General features: G+C 47.7%; 21 protein-coding genes and 1 tRNA gene. 16 read left to right on the forward strand and 6 right to left on the reverse strand.

Annotated elements, in window-relative coordinates; genetic code table 11:
- Positions 1 to 12 precede the first annotated feature (12 nt).
- On the forward strand, positions 13 to 1167 hold the full coding sequence (locus J2S00_RS08290) for a homogentisate 1,2-dioxygenase (protein WP_307338018.1): 1155 nt from the start codon (positions 13 to 15) through the stop codon (positions 1165 to 1167).
- A 32-nt stretch (positions 1168 to 1199) separates the two neighbouring features.
- On the opposite strand, the gene J2S00_RS08295 is transcribed toward J2S00_RS08290, so the two are convergent.
- A complete protein-coding gene (locus J2S00_RS08295; protein WP_307338022.1) occupies positions 1200 to 1505 on the reverse strand; it encodes a PepSY domain-containing protein in 306 nt (101 codons plus the stop codon).
- Between the two features lie 259 nt (positions 1506 to 1764).
- On the opposite strand from J2S00_RS08295, the gene J2S00_RS08300 reads away from it, so the two are divergent.
- The 5 genes from J2S00_RS08300 to J2S00_RS08320 all read left to right on the forward strand — a co-directional run bounded on the left by J2S00_RS08300 (position 1765) and on the right by J2S00_RS08320 (position 5884).
- Positions 1765 to 2460, forward strand: a complete 696-nt coding sequence (locus tag J2S00_RS08300) for a 7-carboxy-7-deazaguanine synthase QueE (RefSeq protein WP_307338375.1) — start codon at positions 1765 to 1767, stop codon at positions 2458 to 2460.
- 35 nt (positions 2461 to 2495) lie between these two features.
- Positions 2496 to 3179: a 7-cyano-7-deazaguanine synthase QueC gene (gene queC / locus J2S00_RS08305; RefSeq protein WP_307338025.1), complete on the forward strand. Its 684-nt coding sequence runs from the start codon at positions 2496 to 2498 to the stop codon at positions 3177 to 3179.
- Between the two features lie 163 nt (positions 3180 to 3342).
- On the forward strand, positions 3343 to 4002 hold the full coding sequence (sleB, locus tag J2S00_RS08310) for a spore cortex-lytic enzyme (RefSeq protein ID WP_307338028.1): 660 nt from the start codon (positions 3343 to 3345) through the stop codon (positions 4000 to 4002).
- A gap of 222 nt (positions 4003 to 4224) precedes the next feature.
- Positions 4225 to 5295 (forward strand): M42 family metallopeptidase, encoded by a 1071-nt coding sequence (locus J2S00_RS08315; protein ID WP_307338030.1) that lies wholly within the window; start codon positions 4225 to 4227, stop codon positions 5293 to 5295.
- Between the two features lie 7 nt (positions 5296 to 5302).
- On the forward strand, positions 5303 to 5884 hold the full coding sequence (locus J2S00_RS08320) for a DUF84 family protein (protein ID WP_307338033.1): 582 nt from the start codon (positions 5303 to 5305) through the stop codon (positions 5882 to 5884).
- Here the strand turns inward: J2S00_RS08320 and J2S00_RS08325 are convergent.
- On the reverse strand, positions 5863 to 6309 hold the full coding sequence (locus J2S00_RS08325) for a YtoQ family protein (RefSeq protein ID WP_307338035.1): 447 nt from the start codon (positions 6307 to 6309) through the stop codon (positions 5863 to 5865). The genes J2S00_RS08320 and J2S00_RS08325 overlap by 22 nt on opposite strands.
- Before the next feature lie 203 nt (positions 6310 to 6512).
- Between J2S00_RS08325 and J2S00_RS08330 the strand changes: the two genes are divergently transcribed.
- Complete coding sequence (locus J2S00_RS08330; RefSeq protein WP_307338038.1) at positions 6513 to 9098, forward strand: transglycosylase domain-containing protein; 2586 nt, start codon at positions 6513 to 6515, stop codon at positions 9096 to 9098.
- Between the two features lie 77 nt (positions 9099 to 9175).
- On the opposite strand, the gene selB is transcribed toward J2S00_RS08330, so the two are convergent.
- Both selB and J2S00_RS08340 read right to left on the reverse strand, forming a co-directional pair.
- Entirely contained in the window at positions 9176 to 11104 is a 1929-nt protein-coding gene (selB, locus tag J2S00_RS08335) for a selenocysteine-specific translation elongation factor (RefSeq protein WP_307338040.1), read from the reverse strand.
- A gap of 5 nt (positions 11105 to 11109) precedes the next feature.
- Positions 11110 to 11967: an alpha/beta hydrolase family protein gene (locus J2S00_RS08340; RefSeq protein WP_307338043.1), complete on the reverse strand. Its 858-nt coding sequence runs from the start codon at positions 11965 to 11967 to the stop codon at positions 11110 to 11112.
- Between the two features lie 189 nt (positions 11968 to 12156).
- Here J2S00_RS08340 and J2S00_RS08345 point away from each other — a divergent pair.
- Positions 12157 to 12253 (forward strand) — tRNA-Sec (locus J2S00_RS08345).
- A gap of 318 nt (positions 12254 to 12571) precedes the next feature.
- Here the strand turns inward: J2S00_RS08345 and J2S00_RS08350 are convergent.
- A complete protein-coding gene (locus J2S00_RS08350) occupies positions 12572 to 13636 on the reverse strand; it encodes a chymotrypsin family serine protease (protein WP_307338046.1) in 1065 nt (354 codons plus the stop codon).
- Positions 13637 to 13687: 51 nt separating this feature from the next.
- Positions 13688 to 13939 carry a hypothetical protein gene (locus J2S00_RS08355; protein WP_307338048.1) on the reverse strand — a complete coding sequence of 84 codons (252 nt, stop codon included), beginning with the start codon at positions 13937 to 13939 and terminating at the stop codon, positions 13688 to 13690.
- A 292-nt stretch (positions 13940 to 14231) separates the two neighbouring features.
- On the opposite strand from J2S00_RS08355, the gene J2S00_RS08360 reads away from it, so the two are divergent.
- The 8 genes from J2S00_RS08360 to J2S00_RS08395 all read left to right on the forward strand — a co-directional run bounded on the left by J2S00_RS08360 (position 14232) and on the right by J2S00_RS08395 (position 20228).
- Positions 14232 to 14597, forward strand: coding sequence for an ArsR/SmtB family transcription factor (locus J2S00_RS08360; RefSeq protein WP_307338051.1), 366 nt, complete (start codon positions 14232 to 14234; stop codon positions 14595 to 14597).
- A 5-nt stretch (positions 14598 to 14602) separates the two neighbouring features.
- On the forward strand, positions 14603 to 16750 hold the full coding sequence (locus tag J2S00_RS08365; protein ID WP_307338054.1) for a heavy metal translocating P-type ATPase: 2148 nt from the start codon (positions 14603 to 14605) through the stop codon (positions 16748 to 16750).
- Positions 16751 to 16949: 199 nt separating this feature from the next.
- On the forward strand, positions 16950 to 17093 hold the full coding sequence (locus tag J2S00_RS08370; RefSeq protein ID WP_307338057.1) for a hypothetical protein: 144 nt from the start codon (positions 16950 to 16952) through the stop codon (positions 17091 to 17093).
- A gap of 19 nt (positions 17094 to 17112) precedes the next feature.
- Positions 17113 to 17826 carry an endonuclease/exonuclease/phosphatase family protein gene (locus tag J2S00_RS08375; protein ID WP_307338060.1) on the forward strand — a complete coding sequence of 238 codons (714 nt, stop codon included), beginning with the start codon at positions 17113 to 17115 and terminating at the stop codon, positions 17824 to 17826.
- A gap of 141 nt (positions 17827 to 17967) precedes the next feature.
- Positions 17968 to 18228 (forward strand): metal-sensitive transcriptional regulator, encoded by a 261-nt coding sequence (locus tag J2S00_RS08380; protein ID WP_307338063.1) that lies wholly within the window; start codon positions 17968 to 17970, stop codon positions 18226 to 18228.
- 369 nt (positions 18229 to 18597) lie between these two features.
- Complete coding sequence (locus J2S00_RS08385) at positions 18598 to 18795, forward strand: hypothetical protein (RefSeq protein ID WP_307338067.1); 198 nt, start codon at positions 18598 to 18600, stop codon at positions 18793 to 18795.
- Between the two features lie 28 nt (positions 18796 to 18823).
- Positions 18824 to 19567, forward strand: a complete 744-nt coding sequence (locus J2S00_RS08390; RefSeq protein WP_307338070.1) for a cytochrome c biogenesis CcdA family protein — start codon at positions 18824 to 18826, stop codon at positions 19565 to 19567.
- Positions 19568 to 19628: 61 nt separating this feature from the next.
- On the forward strand, positions 19629 to 20228 hold the full coding sequence (locus J2S00_RS08395) for a peroxiredoxin family protein (protein WP_307338072.1): 600 nt from the start codon (positions 19629 to 19631) through the stop codon (positions 20226 to 20228).
- The last annotated feature ends 1 nt before the right edge of the window (position 20229 follow it).

Below are 20229 nucleotides of genomic sequence, written 5' to 3' on the forward strand. Positions count from 1 at the left end.
GGAGGAGAACAGATGCCCTTTTATCATCGCTTGGGGCATGTTCCCCACAAGCGGCACACTCAATTTCGCAAAGCAGACGGTTCCTTGTATTTTGAGGAAGTCATGGGTACAAAAGGATTTTCCGGCATTCAATCCATTTTGTATCATCATTACCCTCCAACCCGGGTGCAAGAAGCGGTCCTTGGGGAAAAGATGGAGATCGAGCTGGAAGAAACAACGGCTCTGCGCCACCGCCATTTTAAAACAGGGGCGATGACCACGGGCCAGGATGCCATCCGGGGCAGACGCTATTTGTTAGTTAATGAGGATGTTCAAATCGGCATCTGCACACCGACGAAAAGCATGACTTACTTTTACCGCAATGGGTTAAAGGATGAGTTAATTTTTGTCCATGAAGGGGAAGGGGTGCTGGAAAGTGTGTTTGGAGAGCTTCCTTTCCGGGCGGGAGATTATATCGTTATCCCTATCGGCACCACTTACCGTATGCATTTGACAGGAAATAATCACCGTCTGCTCATTGTGGAAGCAAACAGCCGTATTGAGGTTCCCAAACGCTACCGTAATGAATACGGCCAGTTGCTTGAGCATTCCCCGTTTTGTGAGCGGGATATCCGCATTCCTGAACGGTTAAACACATATGTGGAAGAGGGGCAGTATGACGTTTGGGTCAACGTGGATAATCAGCTGTATGTCTACCGTTTTAACCACCATCCTTTTGACGTGGTGGGCTGGGACGGTTATTTGTACCCCTGGATTTTTAATATTGGTGATTTTGAACCGGTCACTGGGCGGATTCACCAGCCTCCTCCGGTTCACCAAACGTTTGCCGGTCACAACTTCGTGGTTTGTTCCTTTGTGCCGCGCCTGTTTGATTATCATCCAGAGGCCATTCCAGCACCTTATCACCACAGCAACGTGAACAGTGATGAAGTGCTCTATTATGTGGATGGCCGTTTTATGAGTCGTAAGGGAATTGAAAAAGGGTCGATCACACTGCACCCCTCAGGCATCCCCCACGGTCCTCATCCGGGCACCATCGAAGCCAGTATCGGTCAGAAAGAAACCCAGGAGTGTGCGGTGATGATCGACACCTTCCGCCCGCTCTCCGTAACCAGCTTTGCGTTAGCCTATGAGGATGAACAGTATATGCAAAGCTGGAGCAAATGAACCAGATGTTGTTCGGCAGTGGATCTGGCTGCTTAACTCTCCACTCTTAACACATGTCCGGTATCTGCATCCACCTTAAACTCCAAATAGTGCGGCTCCCCATCCACCAAGCCGGTCAGCCCGCACTGGTAGATGCGGTACTGGACACCCTCCATTTCCTCTGTTTGTGGTTCCACATGAATCCAGCTTCCCACAATGGCCATGTGTTCTCTGTACTGTTTCTTCAGTGTCTCCACAATTGTTTCCGGTCGGATGGGTGCGTCCTGCGTTTGTTTGTACAACAGGTAACCTCCTAAAGCTCCGGCAGCCATGCCCAGTAAAAAGCGGCCCCATTTCATGGTCAAGCCCTCCTTAGTGTGATTTTCCCTTTCAAGATGACTTGGTTCTTATTGTATCTGTTTTGTATGGTAAAATCTATCCTGTCCAGGCAGACAGGGATTTAGTATTCCTAGTATGTAGTGTATACTATCTATGGGCAAAGAAAACAGAGCCTGACGTCTTGAGTGGTCGCCCTGGATTTTGAAAGTGGAGGCAGTTGACGTGACATTCACATTACCGTCATTGGTTTGGAAGGAAACAACATACACACCGCAGGAGATGGCCCGGTTCTCTGTCCCTATGGTGGAAATCTTTGAAACAGTGGAAGGGGAAGGGCTGAGAGCCGGTTTTCCAACCGTGTTTGTGCGTGTGTTCCATTGTAATCTGAGATGTGTGTGGTGTGATACCCCCTACAGTTATGCGCCGGCCAAACCGGAATTTGAGGCGACAGTTGAAGAGATCGTCCACAAGGTAAAGGGTTTTGCCAGCCGGGCGATCTGCCTGACGGGGGGAGAACCGCTGATCCATGGTCATAAATCTGCCGCCCTGATTCATGGTCTCAGCTATGTGGACTCGTTCGAGGACATCCATATTGAGACGAACGGGGCCATTGATCTTCAACCTTTTGCGAGAATAAGGGAGCAGGACCCAGTGTGGGACAAGAAAGTGCGCTTTATTATGGATTATAAACTGCCAGCCAGCGGGGAAATGGAGCGGATGATCCACTCCAACTTTGAATATCTGCGGAATGGGGACGAAATTAAGTTTGTCATTGGTTCGGATGAAGACTTTGAATGTGCCCTGAAGGTGATGGAACGTTATCACCGGCGGGGAACGGTGTTGATGAGTCCGGTGTGGGAGACGATGCCGCCCATGAAGCTGGTGGAAAAAGTGTTGAGCCATGGTCTGGCCCATGTGAAAGTCAACCTGCAGCTGCATAAAATCATTTGGGACCCGGACCAAAGGGGAGTCTGAACGTTAAAGGTCTGAATGTGAAAGGAAGGAAGAGCATGAAAAAAGCAGTGATTGTTTTGAGCGGAGGTTTGGATAGCACCACATGCATGGGCATTGCCCAGAGCCAAGGCTATGCGTTATATCCCCTTACGTTCCATTATGGACAGCGGCATAGCCGTGAAGTGGAACAGGCCAAACAAATTGCCGCTTATTATCAGGCGGCTGATCACCGCATTGTGAATATTGGCTTTTTACGGGACATCGGGGGCAGCGCCTTGACCGATGACGCCATTAACGTGCCTGATCAAGGAGAAGAAAATGGGATTCCGCCCACTTATGTGCCGGCCCGCAACCTGATATTCCTGTCACTGGCTGCCGCTTATGCCGAAGTGGTGGGGGCGGAGAAGATTGTGATAGGGGTTAGTGCAGTCGATTACAGCGGATATCCAGATTGCCGTCCGGAATTTATTGACAGTCTGTCCCGCACCATCCAATTGGGCACCAAAGCGGGGGCGGAGGGACAAGCCATTTCCATCGATACACCGATCATTCATTTGAGCAAAGCCGAAACCATTGCCTGGGGGATGAAACTGGGTGTTCCCTATCACTTGACCACTTCCTGTTATAAAGGAGGCGAAGTGGCCTGCGGGCAATGTGACAGTTGCCGTTTGCGCATCAAAGGCTTTAAAGAAGCCGGTTACCGCGATCCTTTGCCATATGCCATCACCATTGATTGGTAACGTTTCCTCCAACCCCCTATTGCCCCATTGGGAGATCCCTTATATACTCATGGTAGTCTTTTTCACAATGAAAAAGACTTTTTTTATTTTGCAGGGAAAAAACAGGGGATCGTCTTTGTGTAAGCCCTGCTTTTGATAGACACCAATTAAGGGAGGAGAAACTATGTGGAAATCATATAAAGTACTATTTGTAGCTGCGCTTGGTTTGGCCTTTATGCTTGGCTTCACCTTGACAGCTGCCGATCAGGCCGAAGCGTCAGGCGTGATTGTCGACCAGGGCGACCGGGGCGGAGTGGTTTGGGATGTGCAACACCGCCTGCAACAATTAGGTTTGTACCAGATTAAAATGGATGGCGTATTTGGCTCCCAAACCCGTCAGGCTGTTACTCAATTTCAACGTCAGTATGGTCTTCCTGCCACTGGTACAGTAGATTTGCAAACTTTGCGCACCTTGCGTGCCAATACCTTTACAGCAGATGAGATTGAGATGATGGCCAAATTGGTGTACGGTGAAGCACGCGGTGAGTCATTTGAGGGCCAGGTGGCTGTTGCCGCTGTCGTATTAAACCGTGTGAACTCTCCAAAATTTCCCAATACCGTTAAAGGGGTTATCTTTGAACCCCGGGCCTTTACTGCAGTCGCTGACGGACAATATTACCAGCGTCCTAATCGTGATGCATACCGTGCTGTTTATCACGCCATTCGCGGTTGGGATCCGTCAGAAGGGGCCTTGTATTACTTTAACCCGGACGTAGCCACATCCGGCTGGATCTGGACTCGTCCGCAAATCAAGCGCATTGACAAGCATATCTTTGCCAAATAAACGGGGTGGGTGCACCCTGTTTGACCGATATATCAAATCGGTAGAGTATGGTCATAGTAGAAGGAGCACTGTAACGGTGCTTCTTCTTTCATTGATTAGAAACAGACGTGAAATATGAACCATACAGATGTATAATAATAAGAAACCCGAAAAAAAGGAAATATAAAGACAACGTTTGGTGTAAAATGGTAATCAAAGAGGGGAAAGAGAGGAGAAGCGGGCATGAACGAGGAACTTTTGCAACTGTTTAAGCGTCTGACAGAAACACCGGGTGCACCAGGATTTGAGCATGACGTGCGGGCGATCATGAGAGAAGAGTTAAGCAAGTATAGTGATGAGATCATCCAAGACAATTTGGGCAGCATTTTTGGTGTGAAGCAGGGAGAAAAAGCGGGCCCCCGCATTATGGTGGCCGGTCATATGGACGAAGTTGGCTTTATGGTGACTCATATTACGGACGAAGGCTTTATCCGTTTTCAGCCTCTGGGCGGCTGGTGGAGTCAAGTCCTGCTGGCACAGCGTGTACATATTATAACAGACAGCTGTCCGGTTGAAGGGGTTGTCGGTTCGATCCCTCCTCATGTTTTGTCTGAAGAGCAGCGTCAAAAGCCGATGGAGATTAAACAGATGTTTATTGACATCGGTGCTGACGATAAAGAAGACGCCGAACAGATTGGCGTGCGCCCTGGGCAGCCAATTGTCCCTGTTTGTCCGTTTACCCCCCTGGCTAATGGAAAAAAGATTATGGCCAAAGCATGGGACAACCGCTACGGTTGTGGTCTGGCCATCGAATTGCTCAAAGAATTGCAAGAAGAAAAATTGCCTAACCACGTCTATTCGGGAGCGACGGTGCAGGAAGAAGTGGGTCTGCGGGGAGCGCAAACGGCGACTCATTTGATCGATCCAGATATTGGTTTTGCCCTTGATGCCGGTCCGGCTAACGATCTGCCGGGCACCAAAGACGGGTTTGGTAAAATTGGCCAAGGTGTTCTGTTGCGCATCTATGACCGTTCTATGATCGCTCACCCTGAGTTGCGTGACTTTATTTTAGATATTGCGGAGGCGGAAGGAATCCCGTATCAGTTTTTTGTTTCCCAGGGAGGAACAGATGCCGGCCGTATTCATACCAGTGGCAGCGGTGTGCCCAGTGCGGTGATCGGGATTTGTGCCCGCTATATCCACAGCCATGCGGCCATTGCCCATACCGATGATATTTTAGCCGCCAAAAAGCTGTTGGTTGCTTTGGTGAAAAAATTAGATAAGAGCACTGTGGAATCTATTAAACAGAGGTAAGATCGGGATGCTGAACCAAAAAGTGATCTACGTTGGCAGTGAAAACCCAGCTAAAATTAAGGCGGTAGAGCTGGCCATTGCCCACATCATCAGTGTCGAGAAGCAACATGATCATGCTGGAAATCCTGCGGCCCTGGAGGGGGTCAAGGTATTGGGGCGGTCCGTTCCTTCAGGTGTGTCTGCCCAGCCCCGCTCCGATGAGGAGACAATCCAGGGTGCGCTTAATCGCTGCAGGGTTTTGAAAAAGGAATCTCCCGGGGCGATTTGCATCGGACTGGAAGGGGGCGTGCAGGAGAGTTCTCATGGCTTATTACTGACCAATTGGGGAGCGCTGATCGATGAAAAGGGACAAACCTATATTGCCGGCGGCCTCCGTCTGCCTTTGCCTGCTGCCATAGCAGATGAGATACGGGCAGGACAGGAATTGGGCACCGTGATCGACGGGTATGCTCGGCAAACCAATGTGCGGCAAAAAGAAGGAGCCGTCGGCATCCTCACCCAAGGATACATCGACCGCTCCCAGCTCTTTTGTGATATTGTTTTACTTCTGTTTGGACAGATGAAACATTATTCGGCAGCGAAGATATAAGCCAAGGCCTCGATCGCTTGCTCCGGTGTCTCCACAACCACCTGGGCGTTGTTGGCGATTTCCTTTAAAGCGTGATGCAACTCTTTGGCCCGCACCAGGATAAGGGGTTTATTTAAGGCGATGGCGATGCCGGCATCCATGGCGGCATTCCACTGCTTGTATTTTTCTCCAAATACAGCAACCACCACGTCGGCTTTATTCATTAAGACACGGGTGCGCAAATTATTGATTTGGGATGCCGCTTCATCCTTCAGAATGGCGTTGGGCTGCGGACCTAAAATTTCTTCACCAATATCGTCCGAACGGTCATGGTTATCCATGGGACCGACGAAATCTAAAGGGAGATTTCTCTTTTCAGCCAGCTGTTTAAATTCCTCACGCCACGGACTGTGGATTTGACCTGCCAGATACACGGTGAGTCTCATCATTATCTCCTCCTTGTGCATTGTCATTTCCTAATCCATTTCTTCTGGCCTCCATAAATAATAGTTCCCTTTGCCCCGCAAAAATCCTCCAAAACTTGAAATTTTTTTGGGGTGTTTTGATCCTCATAAACTAGGCAAGTGCTTCGAAATAAGGTATGATATCTTTTGATGTCATGTGATTTGGTCGATGAGGAGGGACCATCATGAATGAAGCAGCAGATTCCAAAGAGAAAAGAAACCGAAAAAGAAAACGCAAAATTAACTATAAATCTGTGGCTTTATCCTTGCTTGTTTTATGTCTTGTTTTAGCTTTTGCCTTGTTGGCTTTTATTGGCGTCACTTTGGCCAAAAACTACGAGATTGATGAAGCACTGCTCGATATGCGGCAAACCTCGAAGATCTTTGACCGCGAAGGCAACCAAGTGGATCAGCTGTACTTTGAAAACAGGGAGTATGTGCCCATTGAAGAGATTCCTGACATGGTTCGCAGTGCGTTTATTGCGGTGGAGGACCAACGTTTCTATGAGCATAACGGGGTCGACATACGGGGGATTGCCCGTGCCTTTTTCCGGAACTTGCTGGCGGGGGGAACCGTTGAGGGAGGCAGCACGATTACCCAGCAGCTGGCCAAGAATGTTTTTCTCTCCCATGAACGGACCTATATGCGCAAGCTGCAAGAGGCTCTGATTGCCATCAACTTGGAGCGGCGCTATACCAAAGATGAGATTTTAGAGATGTATTTGAACTATATTTATTTGGGAGCGGGGGCACATGGAATTAAAGCCGCCTCCAAAACATACTTTGGCAAAGATGACTTGAACGACTTAACGATCAGCGAAGTGGCCTTGCTGGCTGCCTTGCCAAAAGCGCCTAACCATTATAACCCGTTGGAGGAAGAAAACCGTGAGCGCAGCGAACAGCGCCGCCAGCTGGTGTTGCGTATCATGCAAGAGCAGGGCATTATTACTGAAGAAGAACGTGAGGTTGCTGCCAGCCAGGAGTTGGAGCTCAACCCTCAACGTTCAACCAAGAACGCAGCGTTCAACACTTTTGTAGATATGGTGTTGGAAGAAGCGAAGGAATTGTATGGTTTGACCATTGATGATATTTACACAGGCGGTTACGAGATTCACACCACCCTGGACGTCCGGGCTCAGGAGATTATGCATGAAGCACTCCGGGCAGACGGGCCAATGGCTGACCAGTTGTTTCCGCCGAACGGTCCCGAGCAAATTGTGCAAGGCAGCATGGTGATCCTGGATCATCATACGGGTGCGGTTCTGGCCGTTACCGGCGGACGTGACTATGAGCCGAGGGGATTAAACCGGGCCAACCGGGATTCCCGCTCTCCGGGCTCGGCCATTAAACCGATTACTGTTTATGCACCTGCCTTGGAGGCAGGTTGGAATCCTTATGCCACGGTCCGGGATGAGCAGAGGGATTATAACGGATATACTCCTCGGAATTATACCAGACGTTATTATGGCCCAGTCACCATGATGTACGCGTTGGAGCAGTCGCTTAATGCTGGAGCGGTCTGGTTGCTAAACGAAATCGGGTTGAGCAAAGGATTGCAGTCAGCTGAGGCCTTTGGCATCAAAACAGAACCCAATGTGGGCTTGGCAGTTGCACTGGGAGGAGGGGTCCAGACCTCGCCCATGTCTATGGCCAGGGCGTATTCTGCCTTTGCTAACCAGGGCGTGATTATGGAGCCTTACTTCATCGAGAAAATCGTTGACCAGCGTGGTGACACTGTGGCGGTTCACCAACCCAAGCATGAGCGTGTGATCAGTGACCAAACGGCTTGGTACATGACTGAAATGCTGGTCAATGTGGTTAAGAACGGAACGGGACGCAATGCCCAGTTTGCTCATCCTGTCGCCGGAAAAACAGGAACAAATCAATATGAACCTGCGGATGGAAACCAGGATGCCTGGTTTGTAGGCTATACGCCCTACTTTACTGCCGCGGTGTGGATGGGCTTTGACCAGACCGATGTGCAGCATACCATTAACACGACTGGTGGAGGACTGCCAGCCCAGCTGTATAAACATGTGATGTCGCAAGTGCTGGAGAACTATCCGGTTAAACAGTTTGAGCGCCCGGCAGGTGTTGAGGAGTTAAAACCCCCAATCCGCTTGCAGCAAATTACAGACTTAAAAGCCTTCTTACGTCTCACAGGTGACTTTACTTTTGCAGTTGATCTGGAATTTACCCAGCAGCAAGATGAACGGGTAGCTTACAACATTTACCGTATCAGTGAAGTGAGTGGTTCACGTTCACTGGTGGCCACGATCAGCAAGGGTGAAACATGGAGCGATCATAATGTCCAGCTAAACGAAAGCTACAGCTATGAAGTGGCACCTGTCAATACGGAAACAGGTGAAGAAGGCCCTGTCTCCAACCGGGCTACAGTGGTGATCTCTTTAGAGTATCCGTTCTTCAGACGACCGGAAGATATGGATGAAGAAGCATTTGAAAAATGGTTGCGTGAAATGCTTGGCGATGAAGAGGAAGAACCGGCAGAGGAAGAAGTTGAGGAAGAACAAGAAGAGCAGGAAGATAATGAAGAGGATAAAAGGAACAAAGAGAATCAAGAGAAAGGTAAGGAAAAACGGGAGGAGAAAAAGCCTGAAAAAGATAAAAAAGAAGATGGCGATCAAGGATCACCGGACGGAGGCGATGATGACGGCGACGACGGCCAAGGAGACGGTGATGGTGACGACAGTGACAATGAATCCGATTCCGCCGAGGCGGGGCGCATCCGGATTGTTGTCTCCAGTCCCTAAATTCAGTTTTATTTAAGTGCATATTGAACATCAAATGCAGGCACATAAAAGAGCCCCCAACATGATGTGGGGCTCTTTTATGATTTCCAGTACCGTTTGTTTTCTTTGCGTGTGGTGTAACCCAATTTATCCAGTGTTTCTAAAAAGGGAATCAGGTATTTACGGGTAGTGCCAAATACATCTTTGGCTTCTTGGATCGTGAACGATTCGCCTGTGTTGTTTTTAAGCAGCTGAACAGCCTCCTCAAAGGTTTCCCGGTTGAGGAAACGGCCGTCATCGAGGGGGACGATATACCCATGGCGCACCAACCATTGTTGCAGGTCCAGCTGCACATCCTGCGGCATGTGCTGGGGCATCAGTTCCTGCCAAGCTGGCACTTCCAATTGTTTCTCGGCCATAACCGCCTGGGCTTTGTACCAAATGTCTTCATCTTTCGGCCGGAGTACCGACTCAAAATCAGGTTTGGCCAATGCCTCGTTTTTCAGTTGGACCCGCCCCTCGGCTTCAGCCTGTTGAAGGACCAAATTCCACTGAGCTGTGTTTAACTGCGAAAAGTATTTGTGTTGTGCTTGCTTGCGGTCCAGTCCTTCCCGGAGCGGATAACGCTGGTGATACTTCTCCAGTTCATCCAACAGATTCTCCCACGTTGTTTCCCACCAGTCGGTGGTTGTAACTAGAACCAAGGAGCTTGATGGGCTTACGATCTGTTTTAGTCCATGATGAGCCGCATCAGCGATGTCCTGCTCCCAATCTGAGAGGGAGATGCCCAGTTGGTGGGTCAGCTCATCTAAGGCGAGGATGCCAGCTTGCTCCAGGATGTGTTTGGCTCTGGCAGCCACGTCTTTATCTTTTTTGGCAGCAATAAGTTCGATGGTTTGCTGGCCAAAGCGGTGTTTCGTTGCATAAGGATCGATCACCATACCCCCGCCGATGGTAGTCATCGGAGTGGGACGACGCAAGACAAAGCGATCTTCAAACAATGTGGTGACCGGTTCATTTAATTCCAGTTGAGCAAAACATGTCTCCCCAGGCTGACATTCGTTACGGTCAAAGAAAATGATGCGCCCCAGAATATCCGAGGTACCAAGGTGCAGGCGGATGTCACTGCGTTGTTTGATGGTGAAATCCAGATGGTCTAAGATCGTGACCTCCACATCAATCCGCTGCGTACTTTCAATGCTGCCAGGGGTGGCCAGCACATCACCGCGAGTAAGCTCTTCTCTATCAACGCCGGAAAGGTTGACAGCCACCCGTTGGCCCGCATAGGCATGTTCCTGAGGAGAGCCATGCACCTGTAACTGACGGACTTTTGCTTTCAGTCCATGAGGAAGAATGTCTAACTCGTCCCCTGCACTGATTTTTCCCTGATACAATGTGCCTGTCACAATCGTGCCAAACCCTTTTTTGGAAAAGACCCGGTCAATGGGCAGTCTGGCAATGCCCGATGTGGGCCGGGATGGGAGACTGGCCAAAAGCTGCTCGATCTCCTGTTTTAAGCGGTCAATGCCGCGGCCGCTCAAGCTGTCTACCTCGATGATAGGGCTGCCGTTCAAGAAGGTGTTCGCTGTTTCTTCCTCTACCTGTTCTTTGACCAGCTCGATAAACTCTTCATCCACCTTGTCTGCCTTTGTTAAAACGATCAATCCGCGGTTCACGTTCAAGAGATTTAAGATATCTAGGTGTTCTTTTGTTTGCGGCATAACACCTTCATCAGCCGCCACAACAAGCAGCACCATATCAATACCGGCCACACCGGCGACCATTTGCCGGATAAACCGCTCATGCCCAGGCACATCAACTACACTGACGATGTTGCCGTTCGAAAGGGAGAAGGAAGCAAAGCCTAATTCGATGGAGATGTTGCGTTCTTTCTCTTCTTTGAGACGGTCCGTATCTTTTCCGGTTAGTGCTTTGGTCAGCGTTGTTTTACCATGATCGATATGACCGGCAATACCAATGGTGTAATGGGGTTGTTCATTCCTGTTGTTTATTTCGGTCATGCTCATGATGATTAGCTCCTTTGTAGTATGGACTTAATGGCTTCTTCTGTGTGTTTGATTGCTTCATATAAGGGTTTGGTTTCACCTGCAAAGGGATGGATTGCATTAAAGGTGTGATTTCCATCCTCAATTTTTACCCACTGGACCTGGGGACTAGCGTTGACCAGTCTTTTGGAACCTTCAATCAGTCGCGGGTGATCGTCCGTTCCTTGAATCAAGAAAATAGGCACTGTGGCTGTTTTCGCCCTTTCCACGATATTAAAGCGTTGCTGATTAGCTTCTATATCTTCAATGATTTCCCGGTCCAAGGGCATGTGCTGTCCCGTGCGGGCGTTAACGATATAGGTGCGCCCGTTCTGTTTCATTTCCTGCTTCTGCTCCTCAGTGAACAGATCAACGTTGGTAATGCCGTTCCAGCTGATCACACCCGAGACCAGCTCCGGGTGGTCAAAAGCGTAGATCAGGCTAACGCCTCCTCCTCGGCTGTGACCGAGCAGATAGAGGGGTTCTGGCATCATTTCCACTCTCTCACCTTGATCTTCCAGCGGAAGTGTGTTCGAGCGGATTGCTTTAACGATCGTGTCTAAATCTTCCAGTTCCCGTGTGTATGTATTCTTAGCGAATTTCTCCAGTTCTGTAAACTCAAGAGGGTTGTCACCCACGCCGTTATGGGAAAAGTTAAATGTGATGACGTTCAGTGAAAGCGAAGATGAAAGGGTCTCAGCAACATGAGGAAAAAAGCCCCAATCTTTAAAGCCTTTAAAACCGTGACAGATGATTAGCGTTCCTTGAGGATGATATTCAGCAGGGAAAAGCTCACCCCGGATGACTCTATCTTGTGCAACTTCTATTCTGAAAGATATTGACATACCATGCCCCCCTTTGTTAGTAACATTCTCCTTTCCTCATTGTACTAGAAGGGTGTACGTTCGTTCAAATGATATAGACCTGGTCAGGATACAGACAGTTCCACTAGATCCCACTTGATTTTTCAACAACATTTTTGTAATATAGATCATGCTTGCCCATGTTGTTAACTATAAAGACAAAATTCACTTGGGAGCGGATGCGAACCTGGTGGTCGCCCCGGTCTTCAAAACCGAGTGGGGGGCACGTGCTGTCCCTGGTGGGTTCGATTCCCACACGCTCCCGCCATACATACTTCGTGAACAATCATCATCGAGTAGCTACATGTAGTGGGATGAGAACCCACCACAGGGTTCGACCGCCCGCAGCATCATTGAGCAACAACCATGTCAGGGCGAGCGTCCCATTCATCCATAAAATAGGTGAGCGAAGCGAATAATAAGATAAAGAATGGGAGAATTCCCACACGCTCCCGCCATACATACGATAATGATCATCATAAATAGAGCAAGCTGTGGGATGAGAACCTGTCACAGGGTTCCTGCCCACAGCTTTGTTATTCAGCAAACTTTGCCCCGCACTGGTACTCTCTGCGAGATGTCTTCCCTATAGTACTTCTTCAGCCACTTCGATCCCAAGCAGTGAACGGACATTTTCAATTTGATTCAAAACCGTTGCTTGGGCCGATCCGGCAAAAAGCAAGCCAATCGCAATATTATCCAGTGTGGTCACAAGTGATCCTGAATCACCGCCAGCGGAGATATTAGTGGTCACAATTTGATCTTTGAAACGGGCCACTTTACCACCTCCAAAGCCCACGTCGATGGTGGTGTCAACAGACATAATGCGTCCGGTGGTATAGCACGTGGTTCGCCCAGTTTTTTGCACCAGCATGCCCACGGTCACATTCTCCTTTCTGCGCCAGCCCCGGACCCTGCCGATCCAGTGGATCTCTCTGTCCAGTTCATGGAATGGTGCTTCGGCAATCGCCGCATCAACTAAATTGGCATGTTGTCCTCTTGGCGTGGGCGGGTCCAGTTGAATGGGAATAAAACGCGACAAGTGGGCGACCGTGTCCTCTTCCTGCTTCCCTCCATCATAAGGGCCGGGTTGCAAAATGGCATCGCCTAAGGAAGCTTCATTGCTGTTAGCCAAAACATGGTTGTTGCTCAAAATATAATACTTGGCTGGTATGCCGAGGCCTGGTTCAGCCGGTGTTTTCCGGGCACCTGGCAGCAGTTCGTAGACACAAGTGGCTACTGTACCTGCTGTGATCGCTTTATGACCGACGCTCCATCCTCCCTTAACCGGGCGTACACGGGAATTGAGCACGTTGCCCGAAGATTGTGCGAGTGGATGGGTAACTGTCAAACGTTCACTTTCAATGACAGGGGTTCCAATGGATACCACATCAGTTTGCATGTCAGCCAACTTGTCTGGAATTAAATCTTTTGCGCTTAGCTGGCTTTTATCAACTTTATGTGTGACAAATACAAGTAATGAGGGTTCGCCGGTTGCCTGTCCATCTTTCCATTTGACGCCTACCCCCATGCCCACCACGTGGGCGGGGGGTTCAATTTTACCAAGAAAGTCCTCTTCAACCTGTACTTTGGCTTCTCTTACTTCCTCTACTTCCTGCTTGTTGAGTGTGAAACGATTGTATTGAGGCACCACTCTTCCCCTCCTATCAATATGAATCTGGCCAGCCTTTATTGTTCTGCTTTAATCCTCTTGCACCGGATAACAAATCACTTCCACATCAGTTTCAAAGCCTTCCAAACGGTCCGGAATTTTTTCCAGCTGTTTTAACTGGGCTTCCGGCACTTTTTGAGAGACAAAGACCTTAATAACAGCATTTCCTCCCTTCAGGCCAATACCAACGCCAACGACATTGGGCAAGGCAAGCAATTGTTGCTCATACTTCTTTTTGACGTGTAAAATGCTTATTTTGTTCCCATCCCGATGAATAGACATTAGCTATCTCACTTCCAAATTGCATAGAAATTAGAAGATTCATTCTATTGAGATTTATATATAAATATTTCGTCTTTCATACGGATTTTCCTTCCAGGTTTGTTCACTTAACCCAAAAATGAGTCTCAGGGCCTAAGTGATAAAGGAAATAGTGTTTCTCGTGGAACAATTCAGAATTTTGGTAGGATAGAAATGTAAAAATAAAATATTCAAATATATATTTGACAATATGTTTGTACGCAGTATATTATAATAATAAAATAATCGTTTGAATGTAAAGGGATGACAACCAATGGTCGAAAAAGATCAATGTGAGATTTTTTGCTACGATGAGGAAAAGGTTAATCGTTTGAAACAAGGTTTGGAAACAAAAGATATACAGGAGATGGCCCGCATTTTTAAGGCACTGGCCGATGATACGCGGATGAAAATCGCCTATGCGTTAAGTCAGGAAGACGAATTGTGTGTCTGTGATGTGGCCAATATTATCGGCTCCTCCACAGCAACAGCTTCACACCACCTGCGTTTGTTGCGTCATATGGGTTTAGCTAAATACCGGAAGGAAGGGAAATTGGTGTTTTACTCATTGGATGATGATCATGTCAAGCAGCTGATCATGATCGCCCATGAACATAGCCGGGAAAAGAAGGGAAGCTAACTATCATGGCTGAAAAACGAACATATCGGGTTCAGGGCTTTACCTGTGCGGGTTGTGCCGCTCAGTTTGAGCGCAATGTGAAAAAATTACCCAGTGTACACGACGCTAAAGTTAACTTTGCCACATCAAAAATAACAGTGTATGGGAACCCCTCTATCGCTGAACTGGAAAAAGCGGGATCATTCGAGAACTTAAGAGTGAGTCCTGAAAACGAGGAGATGACCCGTATTCCATTGTGGAAAAATAAGGGTGCGATTAGAACGCTGATCTCCGGAATCCTATTGGTCCTGGGATGGATATTTTACTTGGTATATGGTGAAGGAAACCCTTATTCCTTGTTTGCCTTTGCCTCTTCAATTGTCATTGGCGGTTATACATTATTTGTTCAGGGCATTAAAAATCTCTTTCACTTACGGTTTGATATGAAAACCTTAATGACAGTAGCGATACTGGGGGCAGCGGCCATTGGAGAATGGGGAGAAGGAGCTACAGTGGTGTTCCTTTTTGCCATTAGTGAAGCATTGGAAACATACTCCATGGATAAAGCCCGCCAATCCATCCGCTCTTTAATGGAAATAGCACCTAAGGAAGCCATCATTCGCCGTAACGGCGGGGAAATGCAGGTTTCAGTGGAGGAGATCCAGATTGGTGATATTATGATCGTCAAACCTGGTCAAAAAATCGCCATGGACGGCAGGGTGGTCAAAGGGCATTCAGCGGTTAATCAGGCGGCGATTACCGGTGAATCCCTTCCTGTGGAAAAATCCAGTGGGGATGAAGTATTTGCCGGAACATTGAATGAAGAAGGACTGCTGGAAGTGGAAGTCACCAAAAGGAGTGAAGACACAACTATTGCCAAAATCATTCATCTGGTGGAAGAAGCACAGTCGGAACGGGCGCCCTCCCAAGCTTTTATCGACCGCTTTGCCAAATATTATACACCGGTGGTCATGCTCATTGCTGTGGGGATCGCCACCATTCCTCCTCAATTTATCGGAGGAGTGTGGCAAGACTGGATTTACCGCGGTTTAGCCTTGTTAGTTGTGGCCTGCCCTTGTGCACTGGTCATTTCTACGCCGGTCTCCATTGTGACTGCTATTGGTAATGCCGCACGTCATGGGGTTTTGATTAAAGGCGGTGTCTATTTGGAAAAAGCAGGGGCCTTATCTGCCATTGCTTTTGACAAAACGGGGACTTTAACCAAAGGTGTTCCGCAAGTGACAGACATTATCTCTTATGATGGTACAGGGTTTAAAACAGAAGCGCTGAATCAAGAAAACCCGGCCTGGTTCGGGATGGCTGCGGCGATTGAGAAAGGGTCACAGCACCCCTTGGGCGCGGCCATTGTCCGCCACGCAGAACAAGCAGGGTGTGATCTCTCACCCTATGAAGTGGAAGATTTTCAATCTCTTACTGGGAAAGGTGTTCAAGCAACCCTTTACGGTCAGGCATATTATATCGGCAGTCCGGGCCTGCTTCAAGAAAAGCTGGCAACAGGATTATCCGAAGATATTCTCAAACAAATCCGAACGTTGCAGGAAGAAGGAAAGACAGCCATACTGGTGGGTAACAAGGAAAGAGTGTTAGGGCTCATTGCTGTGCGTGATGAAATCCGCGAGAGCAGCCGGAGCATTATTGACCAGCTTCATCAGTTAGGAATCAAGAGAACGGTGATGCTGACAGGGGATAACCGGGTGACGGCAACAGCAATAAGCAAGCAAGTGGGTATACCTGACGTGAAAGCAGAACTGTTACCTCAAGACAAGCTGGAAGTGATTAAGCACTTAAAACGGCATGACCATAAAGTTGCTATGGTGGGAGACGGGGTGAATGATGCTCCGGCACTGGCTGCAGCCGATATCGGTATGGCCATGGGCGGAGCCGGAACGGATACAGCCATGGAAACGGCTGATATTGTCTTCATGGCTGATGACATCAGCAGATTGCCTTTTACCATACGCTTAAGCCGCAAAGCTTTGCAAATTATTAAGCAAAATGTGGCTTTTTCCCTTGGCATCAAGTTGGCAGCGATTCTGCTGATTATCCCGGGCTGGTTAACCTTGTGGCTGGCCATACTGGCTGACGTCGGCGCCACCCTGCTCGTTACCCTCAATGGCATGAGATTAATCAGAATGAAAGAGGACATATCTTAAAGTTCAATCTCTTTAACTTGGCTGATCTGTAAAATTATGTCACCAATGGGCTTTTTCTACCGTTAACACCAACAAATAAGGCAGATATAAGACTGCAACCCCCATTAAGGGGGTTTTTTTGGTGTTTTTTGCAGCGAAAGAAATGTGTGGCCAGCCGGCAAACTAATAAGGACAAATGACGATAGAAGGAGGCAGAAGCGTGTCTTATCTCTGTTTCTACTGTGATTATGAAGTAGACCCTGAGGAGGTTCATTTTGTCATGTTTCAGATTATGGATGCAGAACGGGAAGAGGCGTTGTGCGAGCATTGTTATGCAGAGTGGCTGGAAGGTATAAAAGAGTAAGACCATGCGGTTAAATGTGATGACATTTAACATCCATCATGGGCGGGGAATAGATGGGAAATTAAATTTGGACAGGATTGCCAAGACAATCCACCAAACAGGTGCTGATCTAATTGGTTTAAACGAGGTGGACCGCCGATTTTCAAAACGAAGTCAATATCAGGATCAAATAACGGAACTGGCGAAGCGGTTGAAAATGGAATATGCTTTTGGTTCTTCCATCGCGATTGACCAAACTAGGGCTGGAACAAAAGGTGAATATGGTAACGGCCTCTTATCCCGTTTTCCAATTATGAAGTGGGAAAACCATCTTTTTCAATCGATCAAGGGTATAGAAAACAGAGGGGTTCTTCACGTTACGGTGAACATAGAGGGATTATCCATCAACGTTTTTGTTACACAACTCAGCTTATACCCACCATTACATAAACAACAGGTGAATCATGTGCTTGATTTGCTTCAAGACTGCCGCGGACCGGCAATTGTATTAGGGGATTGGAACATGAGACCTTATGGTCACCGATGGCGGAAGATGACCTGCCATGTGCAAGACGTGTGGGATGTAAAGGGAGAAGGAAAAGGAGCCACTTTTCCATCTAGGCAGCCCCGCTTCAGAATAGACTACATCTTTGTCAGCTCACATTTTTCGGTTGAAGCGGTTCAGGTTGTCCACATCAACAGGGAAGCATCAGACCATCTTCCTGTTCTGGCTGTATTGCGGCTCATAGATTAGATTCGACCAAAAGTATTGAGCGATATTTTTCGCCAACACGGATTCAGTGTTGAATTGGTGTGATGCTTATTCAATGATTTGCAACGTTATATACACTGATGATATAATATACCTATACGGGTAGTGGGGGTTGATATAGGGATGAAATATACAGACGATATGAAGAACCGTTTGAAGCGCGTGGAAGGACAAGTCAGAGGCGTTCTACGCATGATGGAAGAAGAAAAAGATTGTAAAGAAGTCATTTATCAATTGACAGCCGTGCGTACGGCAATAGATAAAGCCACTGCTTACATTATTGGTAAGAACATGGAACAATGTATGCTAGAGCAGATGAAAAAAGGAGAAAGTCCTGAAGAAGTGATTCAGGAAGCAATTAAACTTCTTGTCAAAAGCAGATAACCATACATTATGACCGGAATCTTTTAGTATGACCGATGTGTATAATCGGGTGTATCATCCCTTGAGATATGATTGATGTTGTTAAGGGGGCCTTACAGGGGTCCTTTTTTGTTAGTGATGATGTTAGCGTGAAGTATTTCCTGCTCCAAAGAAGGATGTTCCGAAATATAAAATATTTCCAGGTCCGAACCGTTGTGCCGCTCATCATACCGCATAAGGGGAACTAAACAATGTCTTTCTCACAACCACTGAACAAATGTAAATAAGTGTCGAGATTTTGCCACTTGTTTCTTCTTTTGTTCATTAAATCTTCACATTTATGGTTTACAATAAAAAGTAGGATTAAAAGGGACGAGCAATCCAATCTGAATGGTTAAAACGGTGCTTCATCTGGATCAGCACGCTGTTCATATTTATCAATTAACGTTGCATACACTATTATTACTCTGGGTATTATGGAAAGGATTTCCGATTAACTTTAGGGTTTGGATGGGGCAAATGCTGACAGGATATGGAGCAGAGCACATGTTAATCAGTTATGTTGACGGCCAACTGCAACGATTATAATCACCTATCACATGAAGGAGATGTTAGAATGGTTGATCCCACCGATGTCACCATCTGGCTTGCCCTGTGGGCGGGCGTACTATCATTTATCTCGCCGTGTACATTGCCGTTATTCCCGGTTTATCTCTCTTACATCACCGGCATTTCCGTACAGGATTTGCAACAAAGCAAGAATCCCACAATAAGAGCCAGGGTGATGACGCATTCCCTCTTTTTTCTGCTGGGAGTTTCCTCCATTTTCCTGGCCCTTGGGGTTGGGGCCAGCTTTGTGGGGCAGTTTATCAGTGACTTTTTGAGAGGCAGTTCAGGTCTATTCATTCAAAAGATAAGCGGGATTTTGATTGTCCTGATCGGTTTGTTTTTAATCGGATTTTTGAAAGTGGACTGGCTGATGCAAGAACGGCGCTTTCAGTTCGCCACCAAACCAGCGGGGTATGTGGGGACTACCCTGGTGGGCATGGGTTTTGCTGCCGGCTGGACCCCGTGTATTGGACCGATCTTTGCTGCCATACTAATATTGGCAGCCAATAATCCTGCACAAGGATTGACTTATACCTCTTTTTATATTGTGGGTTTTGCCCTGCCGTTTTTGATTCTCTCTTTTTATATCAGCACTTCAAAATGGATTATGAAATATTCAACAAAGATCATGAAGATTGGCGGGGCCATCATGATTGTGATGGGCATCTTGCTGTATGCCGGCCAAATGGCCCGGCTGTCAAGCTGGATTTTCCAACTAATAGACGGAACCTGGTTCTCTAGACTGGGTTAATTTCTTGGCTGGTTACAGAATCAAGTGGCTTGAACTTTAAACAGACCTGAGGTGATGAAGCGTGAAAAAAGTAATGATGGGGGCTATTTTGCTCCTGGTCCTCGGTTGGACTGTTTTTGATACACTGTATGCAGATCAAAAACAAGAAGCGGCCCAAGAGAGAAACGAGGGCTCCCTTCACGAGCTGGTCGTAGCCACAGATACGGAAGAGCAACCCGCTGAAGCCGAAAGTGTCGGTCTGGCGTACGGAGACATAGCGCCTGACTTTAAGCTGGCCACCTTGTCTGGTGAGGAAATCACTTTATCTGATTTAAGGGGGAAAAAAGTGATCCTCAATATCTGGGCCAGCTGGTGTCCGCCGTGCCGGGCCGAAATGCCGGATATGCAGCAATTTTACGAAGAGTATCAGGACGAAGTTGAAATATTGGCGGTTAATTTATTTGAATCTGAAGCTTCTCTTGAAAGCGTTAAGAGGTTTGTGGAGGAGTATGAGCTGACCTTCCCGGTCTTGCTGGATGAAAACAGTGAGGTGGCAGCCAAATATCAAGCGCTTACCATTCCAACCAGCTATGTGATTGATTCAAACGGTGTCATCCAGCACAAAATGGTAGGCCCTATGAGTTATGACTGGATGAAAAACGCCACCAGCAAGCTGGAGTAAA

Source organism: Caldalkalibacillus uzonensis (assembly GCF_030814135.1).
Taxonomy (GTDB): domain Bacteria; phylum Bacillota; class Bacilli; order Caldalkalibacillales; family Caldalkalibacillaceae; genus Caldalkalibacillus; species Caldalkalibacillus uzonensis.

Bases quoted from the DNA above. Each gene is read 5' to 3' on its own strand.
- J2S00_RS08300 (WP_307338375.1), top strand. From the start codon at position 1,765: ATGGCCCGGTTCTCTGTCCCTATGGTGGAAATCTTTGAAACAGTGGAA.
- J2S00_RS08290 (WP_307338018.1), top strand. From the start codon at position 13: ATGCCCTTTTATCATCGCTTGGGGCATGTTCCCCACAAGCGGCACACT.
- J2S00_RS08320 (WP_307338033.1), top strand. From the start codon at position 5,303: ATGCTGAACCAAAAAGTGATCTACGTTGGCAGTGAAAACCCAGCTAAA.
- J2S00_RS08330 (WP_307338038.1), top strand. From the start codon at position 6,513: ATGAATGAAGCAGCAGATTCCAAAGAGAAAAGAAACCGAAAAAGAAAA.
- J2S00_RS08390 (WP_307338070.1), top strand. From the start codon at position 18,824: ATGGTTGATCCCACCGATGTCACCATCTGGCTTGCCCTGTGGGCGGGC.
- J2S00_RS08340 (WP_307338043.1), bottom strand. From the start codon at position 11,967: ATGTCAATATCTTTCAGAATAGAAGTTGCACAAGATAGAGTCATCCGG.
- J2S00_RS08365 (WP_307338054.1), top strand. From the start codon at position 14,603: ATGGCTGAAAAACGAACATATCGGGTTCAGGGCTTTACCTGTGCGGGT.
- J2S00_RS08375 (WP_307338060.1), top strand. From the start codon at position 17,113: ATGACATTTAACATCCATCATGGGCGGGGAATAGATGGGAAATTAAAT.
- J2S00_RS08385 (WP_307338067.1), top strand. From the start codon at position 18,598: ATGGTTAAAACGGTGCTTCATCTGGATCAGCACGCTGTTCATATTTAT.
- J2S00_RS08325 (WP_307338035.1), bottom strand. From the start codon at position 6,309: ATGAGACTCACCGTGTATCTGGCAGGTCAAATCCACAGTCCGTGGCGT.
- sleB (WP_307338028.1), top strand. From the start codon at position 3,343: ATGTGGAAATCATATAAAGTACTATTTGTAGCTGCGCTTGGTTTGGCC.
- J2S00_RS08315 (WP_307338030.1), top strand. From the start codon at position 4,225: ATGAACGAGGAACTTTTGCAACTGTTTAAGCGTCTGACAGAAACACCG.
- selB (WP_307338040.1), bottom strand. From the start codon at position 11,104: ATGAGCATGACCGAAATAAACAACAGGAATGAACAACCCCATTACACC.
- J2S00_RS08295 (WP_307338022.1), bottom strand. From the start codon at position 1,505: ATGAAATGGGGCCGCTTTTTACTGGGCATGGCTGCCGGAGCTTTAGGA.
- queC (WP_307338025.1), top strand. From the start codon at position 2,496: ATGAAAAAAGCAGTGATTGTTTTGAGCGGAGGTTTGGATAGCACCACA.
- J2S00_RS08360 (WP_307338051.1), top strand. From the start codon at position 14,232: ATGGTCGAAAAAGATCAATGTGAGATTTTTTGCTACGATGAGGAAAAG.
- J2S00_RS08355 (WP_307338048.1), bottom strand. From the start codon at position 13,939: ATGTCTATTCATCGGGATGGGAACAAAATAAGCATTTTACACGTCAAA.
- J2S00_RS08380 (WP_307338063.1), top strand. From the start codon at position 17,968: ATGAAATATACAGACGATATGAAGAACCGTTTGAAGCGCGTGGAAGGA.